Genomic DNA, 12,315 nt, shown 5'->3' with positions numbered 1-12,315 from the left:
AGTATTATTAAAAGCGTAGATTAATTACTCTTATATATCAGGCAATATCACAGCAATAATTTAGTGTAAATAAAAAGCCCTCTCCTTTTCATCAGCAGTCGCTATCGTCATGGGCTTTTTGTCATCCCGTCAATGAAGAGGGAAAGGAATTTCAATGAAGCACACCAAGATGACACTCTCCACCGAAACGATGAACCTCGACTTCGTTCGCAAGGTGGAGTCCCTCTCCGGCAGTTCGGTACGGCGCTGTTTCCAGTGCGGCAAGTGCACGGCCGGCTGCCCCATGCGAAGCTTCATGGAACACCCGCCCAACCGGATCATGCGCCTGTTGCAGCTCGGCCAGTGGGAGCGGATTCTGGCCGGTCGATCCATCTGGTACTGCGCCTCGTGCGAGACCTGCTCCACCCGCTGCCCCAACAAGGTGGACCTGGCAGCGATCATGGATGCGCTGCGCAAACTCTCCTGGGACGCCAACGGCCCCTCCAAGGAGAGCTATGTCCAGCTCGCCAACCGGCTCTTCATCGAGAACATAAAAACCTACGGCCGCCAGTACGAGATGCGGCTCGGCGCCGTGTTCAACGTCAAGAGCGGGCAGTTCCTGAAGGACCTGCTGCTCGGCCCCAAGCTCCTCTCCCGGGGGAAGCTTAAAATGTTCCACTCCAAAAACAAGAACATCACCGAGATTGAAAATATCTTCAACCGGATCGAAGAGATGCGGAAAACCGTTTTATGAGTTTTATGAGTTCGATGAGTTATGGTGTTGAACCCATGTAACTCAATAAACTCAATAAACTCAATAAACTCAAAGAACTCAATAAACTCAATAAACTCAAAGAACTCAATAAACTCAAAGAACTCAAAGAACTCTATGAACTCTACAAACTCAAAACTCACCTACTCCTACTATCCCGGCTGCTCACTGCACGCCTCGGGCAAGGAGTACGACATATCCACCCGCGGTCTGTTCAAGGCGCTGAAGATCGGTCTCAAGGAAGTGCCGGACTGGCTCTGCTGCGGCGCCACCCCGGCCCACAACGTGGACGAACTGTTGTCGCTCTCCCTGTGCGCCAAGAACCTCTCCCTGGCCGACGAAGTCAAGGGGGACCTGGCAGTCGCCTGCGCCGCCTGCTTCTCCAGACTCAAGACCACCCAGCACAGACTGGCCGACAACCCGGAGAAGCGCAAGCAGGTGGAGCACGCCATTGCCGGCAGCGTACCGGAGAAGAAGGTCAAGCACCTGCTGGAGATCCTGGCCAAAGACTACGGCCTGGAGCAACTCCAGGAAGCGGTGCAAAAGCCCCTCTCCGGCCTCAAGGTAGCCTGCTACTACGGCTGCCTCCTCACCCGGCCCCCAGAAGTGCCGGAACTGGACTGCACCGAAGCCCCGACCATCATGGAGCGGGTCATCGGCGCCACCGGAGCCGAGACCGTCGCCTGGAGCCACCGGCTCGAGTGCTGCGGCGCCAACTTCACCCTGTCGCGCCCCGGCGTGGTATTGAAGCTTTCGGGCGACATCCTCGCCTCGGCCAAAGCGGCCGGCGCCGACTGCCTCATGGTCGCCTGTCCGCTTTGCCACGGCAACCTGGACATCCGCCAGAAGGAGATCGAAGAGGCCACCGGCACCCGTTACAACATGCCGGTCTTCTACATGACCCAGCTCCTGGCCCTGGCCGCCGGGGTTCCAGCAGCCAAACTCGGCTTCGACAGCATGATGGTCAGTCCCTTGCCGTTATTAAAAGAAAAGAACCTACTGTAGGGGCGGGGTTTCCCCGCCCTGTTGGAACAATGCGAAAAAAGGACGGACCCCCGCCCTGCCGGAACAATGCGAAAAAAGGACGGACCCCCGCCCTGCCGGAACAACGATAAATAAGGGCGGGAAGACCCCGCCCCTACAAGGAATTGATGCATGTCCAGAATCGGCGTATTCGTCTGCCACTGTGGTGAAAACATATCCAGAACCGTTGACGTGGAACGGGTAGCCCGGGAAGCGGGAGCGCTCTCCGGCGTCGCTTTTGCCACCGACTACAAGTACATGTGCTCCGACCCGGGGCAAAACCTGCTCAAAAAGGCCGTTGCCGAGCACAATCTCGACGGCATCGTCGTTGCCGCCTGCTCCCCGCGGATGCACGAGAAGACCTTCAGGAAAGCTGCCCAGAGCGCGGGTCTGAACCCCTTTTTGTGCGAGATGGCCAACATCCGCGAGCACTGCTCCTGGGTCCACGAGGACCGGGAAGAAGCCACGGCCAAGGCGAGCGAGATCGTCGCCATGCTGGTCGAGCGGGTGAAGAAGGACAAGAAACTTGCACCCATCACCGTCCCGATCACCAAAAGGTCGCTCGTCATCGGCGGCGGCATCGCCGGCATCCAGGCAGCCCTGGACATCGCCGACGCCGGCCACCAGGTGGTGCTGGTCGAGCGGGAGCCCTCCATCGGCGGCCACATGGCCCAGCTCTCCGAGACCTTCCCGACCCTGGACTGCTCCCAGTGCATCATGACCCCGAAGATGGTCGACGTGGCCAACCACCCGAACATCACCCTTCATACCTACAGCGAGATCGAGAACGTCGACGGCTACATCGGCAACTTCCAGATCACCATCAAGAAGAAGGCCCGCAGCGTCGACATGGCCAAGTGCACCGGCTGCGGGATCTGCATGGCCAAGTGCCCGCAGAAGAAGATCCCCAACGCCTTTGACCGGAATATGGGAATGCGCCCCGCCATCTACGTCCCCTTCCCCCAGGCCGTCCCCAACACCCCGGTCATCGACCGGGAGAACTGCACCTGGTTCAAGACCGGCAAGTGCGGGGTCTGCCAGAAGGTCTGCGGCCCCGGAGCCGTTGACTACACCCAGGAAGATGAACTCATCGTGGAAAAGGTCGGGGCCATCGTCGTCGCCACCGGCTTCGAGCTCTACGACATCACCGAAAAGCCCAAGGGCTCCCCGATCAAGGGGTATGGCGAATTCGGCCACGGCAAGATCCCCGACGTCATCGACGGCATGACCTTCGAGCGGCTCGCCTCGGCATCCGGCCCCACCGGCGGCAAGATCCTCCGCCCCTCAGACGGCAAGGAACCGAAACAGGTGGTCTTCATCCAATGCGTCGGCTCCCGCGCCAGGGAAAAGGGGATCTCCTACTGCTCCAAGATCTGCTGCATGTACACCGCCAAGCACACCATGCTCTACAAGCACAAGGTGCACGACGGCCAGGCCTATGTCTTCTTCATGGACGCGAGAACACCGGGCAAGGGATACGACGAGTTCTGGCGGCGGGCCGTGGAGGAAGAAGAAGCGGGCTACATCCGCGGCATGGTCTCCCGCCTCTACCAGAAGGGGGACAAGGTCGTGGTCATGGGGAGCGACATCTCGGTCGGGGTCCAGGTGGAGATCGAGGCGGATCTGGTAGTCCTGGCCACCGCGGTCCAGCCAAGGCAAGGCGCCGACACCCTGGCCCAGAAGCTGGGGATCTCCTACGACAAGTACAACTTCTACTCCGAGGCCCACGCCAAACTCCGCCCCGTTGAATGCGCCACAGCCGGAATTTATCTCGCCGGCGCCTGCCAGGGGCCGAAAGATATCCCCGACACCGTCTCCCAGGCGAGTGCCGCCGCAGCCAAGGTGATGACCCTCTTCTCCAGGGACGAGCTCGAAAGAGAGCCGATCGTCGCCAAGGTGAACGAGAAAAATTGCGTCGCCTGCTTCTACTGCAAGAAGGTCTGCCCCTACGGCGCGGTAGAGGAAAAGGAGATCAGGGACAGAAACGGCAACCTGATAAGAGTCGTGGCCTACGTCAACCCCGGCGTCTGCGGCGGCTGCGGCACCTGCCAGGCCACCTGCCCGTCCAAATCGGTGGAGCTGGACGGCTATACCGATGAACAGATCGTGGCGATGATAGAAGCGTTATAAAACCGGTTCGAGGTTCGAGGTTCGATGTTGAAAAACAAGAACCGAACCTCGAACCTCGAACCTCGAACCTCGAACCTCGAACCTCGAACCTCGAACCTCGAACCTCGAACCTCGAACCTCGAACAGGATTGTTATGAAACACGACTTCGAACCAAAGATAGTAGCCTTCGTCTGCACCTGGTGCACCTACGCCGGTGCGGACCTGGCCGGCACCAGCCGAATGCAGTACCCTTCAAACGTGAGGGTCGTCAAGTTCCCCTGCACCGGCCGCATCGATCCGGTCTTCATCCTCAAGGCCTTCCAGAAAGGGGCCGACGGGGTGCTCGTCTCCGGCTGCCATCCGGGGGACTGCCACTACATGGCCGGCAACTTCCACGCCCGCCGTCGTTTCGCCGCCTTCAGGAAGCTCCTGGAATTCGTCGGCGTAGATCTCTCGCGCCTCCAGTTCTCCTGGGTCTCCGCAGCCGAAGGGGGGAAGTGGGTCGAGGTGGTGACCGAGCTCACCGAGCGTGTCCGGGCCATGGGGCCGATGCTTGAATTCAAGGAGCTGGAGATTGAGGAGTGCTGGTCGGGGAAGATTGATACCCCGGAGCTTAAAGAAGCGTACAACAACATTTAACGACTACATTCACCACTAAGACACTAAGAGCACAAAGAAAGACTAAAGTCTAAAACCCGTTTTTTTGGTTTTCTTCGTGTCCTTAGTGCCTTAGTGGTGAGAACGGTTTAGGAAATCATGACCAACACAGCACAACAACTCGACACAACCCCGCTGGTGGACACCGGCTACTACGCTGCCGTTACCGAGGCGATCCGGGCGGAGGCCGCCAGGCTCCTGACCGACGGTACCGTAGCCGCGGTGATCGGCTACCAGGCGGGCAAGAGGAAAGGCACGGCCATGCCTGCCATCATCACCGACCCTGCCCGGGCGAATGACCTGATCTTCTCCCCGGCCTGCGTCAACAACCTGGCCCTCTACCTGACCAAGGCGAAGAAGGATATCCGGAAGACGGGAAAGGTGGCGATCGTCGCCAAGGGGTGCGATATGCGTGCCCTGGCGGGACTGATGGGTGAATCCCAGCTGAAGCGGGAGGACGTCCACATCATCGCCGTTGCCTGCGCCGGGGTGAAGGGGAGCGGCGCCGCAACCGGCGAGCCGCTGACCACCGCCAACATCGCGAAGAAATGCCGGGAGTGCACGGTACGCGAGCCGAAAGGAGCCGATTCTGTCGCCGGCAGTCTCCCCTCCCTGCCGGAATTGTCCCCGGTGGAAGCTGAGGAGCTGGCACGGCTCGAAGCGATGACACCCCGGGAGCGCTGGTCGTTCTGGAAGGAACATTTCTCCCGCTGCGTGCGCTGTCTGGCCTGCCGGAGCATCTGCCCCTTCTGCTACTGCGAACAGTGCATGTGCGACCGTAACCGCCCCCAGGCGGTTGAGACAAGCCCGCGTCCGGCGGGAAACATGGCGTGGCACATCGTCCGGGCCATGCACCTCTCCGGCCGTTGCGCGGGGTGCGCCGAATGCGAGCGAGCCTGCCCGATGGACATTCCGCTGAACCTCCTCAACCGGAAGATGGCAAAGGAGCTGAAAGAGCTCTACGGTCATGAGGCGGGGCTTGAGCCGAAGGAGAAGGGGCCTTTGGCGGAGTACAGAGAGGACGACGATCAGTCGTTCATAAAATAACAGCAATTCTGCCACAGAGGCACGGAGACACAGAGATTCACAGAGAAAAGCTGAAAAACAATGGTACGCGGAAAAATCGGATCAAGTCGGATCAAACAAAACCGAAAACATGTTTTTGATTTTTCTCTGAGTCTCCGTGGCTCTGTGGCAAAAATCTAAGCGAGATCATATGCCGAAAACAATAACCGAACAGAACCTCCGTCTCCTCGTCGATACCCTGCTGAAAGAAGGGGCAAGAGTAGTCGCCCCGAAGCAGGCGGGCACCATGGCCCTCTATGAGCCGCTTAAAAGTGGCGACGAGCTGGCGCTCGGCGCCCTTCCGCGCAGGTCCGCCAAGGAAACGTTCTTCCCCCTCTGCGAGACCATCCTCACCTTTGAAAAGGACAAGGGCGGTGTGAGGGTAAACGACGTGGACCCGGCCTCCTTCCCGGAAACCGTGCTGCTCTGCGCCCGGCCGTGCGATGCGGCAGCTCCGTCGATCCTCGATGCGGTCTTCTCCTGGGATTACAACGACGAGTTTTACCTGGAGAGGCGCAGAAAAACGACCATTATCGGGCTTGCCTGCACGACTGCCGATGACGCCTGTTTCTGCACCGCTGTCGGTCTTTCCCCGGCGGATACCAGGGGCTCGGACCTGTTCCTCACCCCGCTTGAGGGTGGCGGTTACGCAGCCCAAGCCGTCACCGACAAGGGGAAGGAGCTTCTGGAGAAACGGGCGCAGTTCTTCAGCGACGCCGGTTCGGCAAAGCCGCTGCCGCCGGCCGAACCGGCGGGAGAATCGCTCGACCTGGAAAAGATAAAGAGCTGGCTCGACAACAACTTCGAGAACCCGCTCTGGACGGAGATCGCCGATCGGTGCGCCGGTTGCGGCGCCTGCGCCTTCCTCTGCCCGGCCTGCCACTGCTTCGACATAGTGGACGAGGGGACCGAGGCCAAGGGGGCCAGGCGGAAGAGCTGGGACGCCTGCGGCTTTGCCAAGTTCACCAACCACGCCTCGGGGCACAACCCGCGGGATATGCAGAACAAGCGTTACAGAAACAGGATCATGCACAAGTTCAAGTATTACGGCGACAAGTTCGGCCAGACGCTCTGCACCGGCTGCGGCAGGTGCATTCGTGCCTGTCCGGTCGGGATCGATATCAAGGCGGTATTGGACGAAATCAACAGCAAATAAAGCGGTTCGACGTTCGACGTTCGAGGTTCGACGTAAGAAAACCTTGAACATCGAACATCGAACATCGAACGGGTTCCAAAATGTGCGATAACAAAAACATCTACCTCCCCCACCTCGCCACCATCGAAGAAATCGTCGACGAAACCCCGGACGTGCGTACGCTGCGCCTGGTCTTCCAGGATGAGCAGGTGCGGGAGAACTTCTCCTTCCGCGCCGGCCAGTTTGCCGAGTACTCGGCCTTCGGCGCCGGCGAATCCACCTTCTGCATCGCTTCCTCGCCGACCCGCAAGGGTTACATCGAGTGCTGTTTCAGGGCCACGGGACGGGTCACGGAGTCGCTGCGGCAACTGGAGGTGGGAGACACGATGGGGGTGCGCGGCCCTTACGGCAACTCGTTCCCCATCGAGGAGTTCGAGGGGAAAAGCCTCGTCTTCGTCGCCGGCGGCATCGCCCTCCCCCCGCTGCGAACGGTGATCTGGAACTGCCTCGACCTGAGGGACAGGTTCAAGGATATCACCATCGTCTACGGTGCCAGGACGGAGGCGGATCTGGTCTACAAGCGGGAGCTTGAGGAGTGGCAGGAGCGGGGGGACGTGAACCTGGTGAAGACGGTGGATCCGGGGGGGAACGGTCCCGACTGGGACGGCAAGGTCGGCTTTGTCCCCACCATCCTGGAAGAGGCGACGCCAAGCGCGCAAAACACCATCGCCCTTGTCTGCGGACCGCCGGTGATGATCAAGTTCACCCTGCCGGTCCTGGAGCGGCTCGGCTTTACCGATGACGCCATCTACACCACCCTGGAGAACAGGATGAAATGCGGCCTGGGCAAATGCGGCAGATGCAACGTGGGGAATACCTATGTCTGCAAGGACGGGCCGGTCTTCACCGCCAAGCAGGTGAAGGCTATGCCGCAGGAGTTCTAAGGCTTCGATCATAGCATCAACAAGAAAAGGCAACCGGAAGAAGGTTGCCTTTTCTTGTCAACGGCTCTGCAGAAACGCGACCACCTCGTCCGCCGTCCTGTTGGCCGCGGCGACGCAGTCGTTGAGGCCGATCCCCCGGTAGGAGTTGCCGCTAAGAAAGAGGCCGGGGTGACTTTTTGCCTGTTCTTCGAGGGCGGCGAGCCTTCTACCGTGCCCCACTGTGTACTGGGGAATGGCCTTTTCGTGACGGAAGATGCGGACGAATTCCGGTGCCTCCTTTATCCCCATGATGGTCTTCAGGTTGTCCCGCACCTTTTGCACCACCTCCGCGTCGGAGAGCCTGATGTATTCGGGGAAGCAGGCCCCTCCCATCATGCTGCGCAAGAGCACCTTGCCTTCCGGCGCCCGGTTTTCAAAGATGCTGGAATCCCAGAGGGTGCCGAGGATGTTCATCCCCTCCGCCTTGGGGATCAGGTAGCCGAAGCCGTTCAGGTCATGGGCGACCTTTTCCTGCTCGTAGCCGAAACAGACCACCGTCATGGTGGCATAGGGAATCTGATTGAGCGTGGCGCTCATCCCTCCGTCAATCCCCTCCAACGCCTGCGCCGTGGCATAGGCCGGTGTGGCCAGCACGACGATGTCGGCATCGAGTTCCCTGCCCCCGGTCTGTACCCGATAGGGGGTGGAATTCCCCCGGCTTACCCCCGTGACCTCAGCGCCGATGACCAACATGTCTTTGCCAAGCCGTTCATTGAGGATGTCGGTCAGGGTCTGTATCCCGTCACGGAACGAGGTCAGGACACCTCCGGGACCGGCGGCGCTCGCCACTTGTTTGCCTTCGGCTATCTCCTGCTTTTTCTTTTTCGCCAGCTTGACCATCGCCTTGACCAGGCCGCCGTATTCCCGCTCCAGCTCGGCAATGCGCGGAAAGCATGATACTAGCGACATGGTCTCAGGGTCACCGGCAAATATCCCGGAGACCATCGGCGCAATAAGCTTGCGCAAGGCTTCGTCACCGAGGCGGCGACGGCCGAATGCGGCCAGGGTCTCGTCCACCCCCTCTGGAGCTTTGGCGATGAACGGCGTCGGTTCCAGCGCCAGACGCAACTTGCCAGGCCAGGAGATCAGCCGGCTCTTGAGAAAGGAGGGGCCGTTCTCCGGCAGCCGGTTCAGGACTCCGCCGGAATAGATGAACCGCTTGCGGGCGTTGTCGTTGCTGCGGAGCAGTTGGGAATCGACCTTCAGCTCCCGGCAGAGATCAAGGGTCTGCGGCTTGCTGTCAAGAAAGCCGTTTGGTCCCCACTCGCACAGGTAGCCGTCCTCCTTTATGCTCCTGATCTTGCCACCGGTCCGATCCTCTTTTTCAACAATGGTTATTTCCAGCTCCATGCCGGAATTTTTTGCCTTTTCCCGGAGAAGATAGGCGCTGGCAAGACCGGAAATACCCCCACCGACGACAATCGCTTTTTTCATTTTATGTTGCTCCTGTTGCTCGAATGGCTGAATCTGTCGAATAGTAAGCCCTTCTAACCTTTCTTGTCAAGGTATACGGTGCTTGATACAATGGTTGACATCGGAGCTCTCCGCCATTAAATTGGGATTAATCGAAAACCGCGAAAGGATAACCCATGGCAAATGTCGACTACTACCAGGTGCTCGGCCTGAAAAAAGGCGCGTCACCTGCAGAGATCAAGAAGTCCTACCGCAAGCTGGCGGTCAAATACCATCCCGACAAGAACCCGGGGAGCAAGGAGGCTGAAGATAAGTTCAAGGAGATAAACGAGGCTTATGCCGTTCTTTCCGACCCGCAGAAAAAGACGCAGTACGACCAGTTCGGCGACAGCGGTTTCCACCAGCGTTTTTCCCAGGAGGATATCTTTCGCGGCTTCGACGTGGGGGACCTGTTCAAGGATGCCGGTTTCGGCACGGACGACATCTTCTCCCGCATTTTCGGCGGCGGCTTCCAGCAGAGGGGCGGGGCCAGGTTTGGCGGACGGCCGCGCAAGGGGGAAGACTTCTCCATGGAGGTGTCCATATCATTTCAGGAAGCGTTCAGCGGCGGCGAAAAACACGTCGCATTCATGCGGGATGGGAAACGCGAAGAGCTGTCGGTCAAAATCCCTGAGGGGATTGAAAACGGGGCCAAGCTGCGTCTGCATGGCAAGGGGGGGAACGGCATCGGTGGCGGCCCGGCCGGAGACCTTTATCTGACCGTCAAGGTCAGCGGCGACCCCATTTTTCACAGGGAAGGGGACGACATCATCGTTAACCAGGAGGTGCGCTTTTCCGAAGCGGCGCTCGGCGCTTCTCTAGATGTGCATACCATGGACGGGACAAAGCGGATAAAGGTGCCGGCTGGCATCCAGCCGGGAACCAAAATTCGGTTGAAGGGTCTGGGTTTTCCCCATCTGGGAAAGTCGGGACGCGGCGACCTCTATGTGCGGGTGGGGGTCAAGGTGCCTCACCAGTTGACCGGCCCGCAGCGGGAGCTTCTGGAGGAGTTGGCAAAGAAGGGGTTGTAGAGGCGGGCGGTGGTCGGTAGTCGATGGCCGGAACGCATCTTTTACCGCCGACCGCCGACCGCCGACCACCGACCATTTACTGCTTTATCTCTATCGCTGCCCCCTTGCGGAGGTCGTTCACCCACTGGTTGAAGCGGTCTTCCGACTTCTTTTTATAGAGGAAATCCTCAATTTCGGCTTTCACCTCTTCGAACGGCTTTGCCTTCCCCTTGGTCCGCTCTTCCAGCTTTATAATGTGGATACCGGCCGGAGTCCTGACGAGATCGCTGATTTCGCCCGGCTTCATGGTATCCAGGGCCCGTTCGATCTCGGGGATCATGTCTCCTCTTTTGAAGGTTCCCAGTTCCCCGCCATCCTTGGCAGCCGCCGGGTCGTCGGAATACTTTTTCGCCAGCTCGGCAAAGTCCTTGCCGCTTTTCGCCTCCTGCAAAACATTGGCAGCCGCGGCAGTCACCCGCGTGATCTCGCTCTCGGCGGCTTTCTTGTCGATCTTGAAATATATCTGTCGGGCACGAGTGAACTCTTCCTCGCCGTATTTTGCCCGGTTTGCATCATAGTATTCCCGCATTTCCCGTTCACCCACCTGGATCTTGGCCCGCACCTCCTGGCTCATCAAACGAAGCCGTTCGAGCTGTTCCTTCAGCTGGGCTTTGTATTGGTCAAAGGAGAGCCCCTGCGCTGCCAATGCCGCTACCAATGCTTCCTGGGTAAGTTTGTTCTGTTTCTTCACGTCCTCGATAGACTGCCTGACTTCTTCCTCGGGAACCCTGATGTCCAGTTCCTTGATCTTCTGTTCGATCAGTTTCTTGTCTATGAGCCGACTGAGAGCTGTTTTGCGTAACGCCGCCTTGTCAGCTGCCTCGGCAGGGGCTCTCTTCTCCATTTCTTTGCCGATCAGAGCCGCGTCCCTGTCCACCTCGTAGGTGGTTATGATGTCATCATTGACGATGGCGGCGATGCCGCTGACCAGTTCAGCTCGGGCAGTCAAGGGGAGGAGTGCAATGGCAATGATGACGATAGTTTTTACGAAAGTGCTCATAGTTTGCGATATCCAGGAGTAAAATGGGATGCTGAGAAAAAAAGCGGCCGGACAAAAGCCCGGCCGCAGTCTCATATACGATTAGGAAATTACTTTTTGACCGGTTCTGCCGGCAGGGCTGTTGCTTCACCACCGGCTTTTCCGCCGTCCAGGGTTTTCAGCACATCCTCTTTGATGGTCAACTTGGCGCTCTTCTTCAGGTCCTCTTTCAGCTTTTTGAAGACCTCCTGCTGTTTTTCCGGGAGAATGGCGGCTTTCAACTGGTCTTTCACCTCGTCAAAAGGACGGATGCCGGCAGGGCGCTTGCCGGTCAGCTTGATGATGTGATAGCCGAACTTGGTCTTGACGACACCGGAAATTGCGCCTTCCTTGAGGCCGAAAACCGCTTTTTCAAAGTCAGGAAGCATGGCCCCCTTGCCGAACCACCCCAGGTCGCCCCCCTTTGCCGCAGCAGCATCGATGGAATGCTTCTTGGCCAGTTCGTCGAAATTCCCGCCAGCCTTCAGCTGTTTGAGAATCTCCTGGGCCTCCGGCTCGGTCTTCACCAGAATATGGCTGGCCTTCACCTGTTCGCCGGTCTTGAACTTGTCCTTGTTTTTGTTGTAGAAATCCTGCAATTCCGTATCGCTGATCTTTGCCTCTTCTTCGACCTTTTTCTTCAGGAACGCCTCGACAACGACACGTTTTTTCAGGTCCGCAAGCTTGTCGGCCACGGCCTGACTCTTGTCGATGCCGTCTTTATCCGCCTGCTGGAGAATGAGTTCCCGGACAATCATGGTGTCCAGCAATTCCTTTTTCCCCTCCGGCGTTTCAGTCATCGGCTTCAGGTAGGGGGGGAGCGTTTCTAATTCTTTGTTGTAATCAGAGGTAGTTATAACGGAGCCATTCACCTCGGCCAGTACCTGACCCGACTTCTTTTGTGATTCTTTGCCCGCTTCGCTGCCGACTTTGGCCTTGCAGCCGAAAAGGGCCGTAACACAGAGCGCGATAGTGAGCAGTTTGCCAGTTTCTCTGTAGTTCACAATAACTCCTTTGTTTTCCAGTAATTATCATTCAATCCTGCGGAAAG

General features: G+C 58.4%; 11 protein-coding genes. 8 read left to right on the top strand and 3 right to left on the bottom strand.

Annotation, left to right across the window (positions count from 1 at the left end):
* Positions 1 to 154 precede the first annotated feature (154 nt).
* The 7 genes from GURA_RS00755 (at position 155) to GURA_RS00725 (ending at position 7,685) form a co-directional block, all read left to right on the top strand.
* Entirely contained in the window at positions 155 to 733 is a 579-nt protein-coding gene (locus tag GURA_RS00755; RefSeq protein WP_011937096.1) for a 4Fe-4S dicluster domain-containing protein, read from the top strand.
* A 135-nt stretch (positions 734 to 868) separates the two neighbouring features.
* Positions 869 to 1,756: a CoB--CoM heterodisulfide reductase iron-sulfur subunit B family protein gene (locus GURA_RS00750; RefSeq protein ID WP_011937095.1), complete on the top strand. Its 888-nt coding sequence runs from the start codon at positions 869 to 871 to the stop codon at positions 1,754 to 1,756.
* 150 nt (positions 1,757 to 1,906) lie between these two features.
* Positions 1,907 to 3,904 carry a CoB--CoM heterodisulfide reductase iron-sulfur subunit A family protein gene (locus tag GURA_RS00745; RefSeq protein ID WP_011937094.1) on the top strand — a complete coding sequence of 666 codons (1,998 nt, stop codon included), beginning with the start codon at positions 1,907 to 1,909 and terminating at the stop codon, positions 3,902 to 3,904.
* A gap of 133 nt (positions 3,905 to 4,037) precedes the next feature.
* Positions 4,038 to 4,523 (top strand): hydrogenase iron-sulfur subunit, encoded by a 486-nt coding sequence (locus tag GURA_RS00740; protein WP_011937093.1) that lies wholly within the window; start codon positions 4,038 to 4,040, stop codon positions 4,521 to 4,523.
* A gap of 117 nt (positions 4,524 to 4,640) precedes the next feature.
* Positions 4,641 to 5,588, top strand: coding sequence for a 4Fe-4S dicluster domain-containing protein (locus GURA_RS00735; RefSeq protein WP_011937092.1), 948 nt, complete (start codon positions 4,641 to 4,643; stop codon positions 5,586 to 5,588).
* A gap of 169 nt (positions 5,589 to 5,757) precedes the next feature.
* On the top strand, positions 5,758 to 6,762 hold the full coding sequence (locus GURA_RS00730) for a 4Fe-4S dicluster domain-containing protein (RefSeq protein ID WP_011937091.1): 1,005 nt from the start codon (positions 5,758 to 5,760) through the stop codon (positions 6,760 to 6,762).
* 80 nt (positions 6,763 to 6,842) lie between these two features.
* Positions 6,843 to 7,685 carry an FAD/NAD(P)-binding protein gene (locus tag GURA_RS00725; protein ID WP_011937090.1) on the top strand — a complete coding sequence of 281 codons (843 nt, stop codon included), beginning with the start codon at positions 6,843 to 6,845 and terminating at the stop codon, positions 7,683 to 7,685.
* A 57-nt stretch (positions 7,686 to 7,742) separates the two neighbouring features.
* On the opposite strand, the gene hemG is transcribed toward GURA_RS00725, so the two are convergent.
* Positions 7,743 to 9,158 (bottom strand): protoporphyrinogen oxidase, encoded by a 1,416-nt coding sequence (hemG, locus tag GURA_RS00720; RefSeq protein ID WP_011937089.1) that lies wholly within the window; start codon positions 9,156 to 9,158, stop codon positions 7,743 to 7,745.
* 155 nt (positions 9,159 to 9,313) lie between these two features.
* Between hemG and GURA_RS00715 the strand changes: the two genes are divergently transcribed.
* A complete protein-coding gene (locus GURA_RS00715; RefSeq protein ID WP_011937088.1) occupies positions 9,314 to 10,207 on the top strand; it encodes a DnaJ C-terminal domain-containing protein in 894 nt (297 codons plus the stop codon).
* 76 nt (positions 10,208 to 10,283) lie between these two features.
* On the opposite strand, the gene GURA_RS00710 is transcribed toward GURA_RS00715, so the two are convergent.
* Together GURA_RS00710 and GURA_RS00705 are read right to left on the bottom strand one after the other, a co-directional pair.
* Positions 10,284 to 11,321, bottom strand: coding sequence for a peptidylprolyl isomerase (locus tag GURA_RS00710; RefSeq protein ID WP_011937087.1), 1,038 nt, complete (start codon positions 11,319 to 11,321; stop codon positions 10,284 to 10,286).
* 14 nt (positions 11,322 to 11,335) lie between these two features.
* Positions 11,336 to 12,268 carry a peptidylprolyl isomerase gene (locus GURA_RS00705; RefSeq protein ID WP_011937086.1) on the bottom strand — a complete coding sequence of 311 codons (933 nt, stop codon included), beginning with the start codon at positions 12,266 to 12,268 and terminating at the stop codon, positions 11,336 to 11,338.
* Positions 12,269 to 12,315 lie beyond the last annotated feature (47 nt).

The sequence above is a fragment of the Geotalea uraniireducens Rf4 genome (assembly GCF_000016745.1).
GTDB classification, from domain to species: Bacteria; Desulfobacterota; Desulfuromonadia; order Geobacterales; family Geobacteraceae; genus Geotalea; species Geotalea uraniireducens.
The sequence above is the reverse complement of the archived record's forward strand: the minus strand, read 5'-3'. Positions and strand labels throughout refer to the sequence as shown.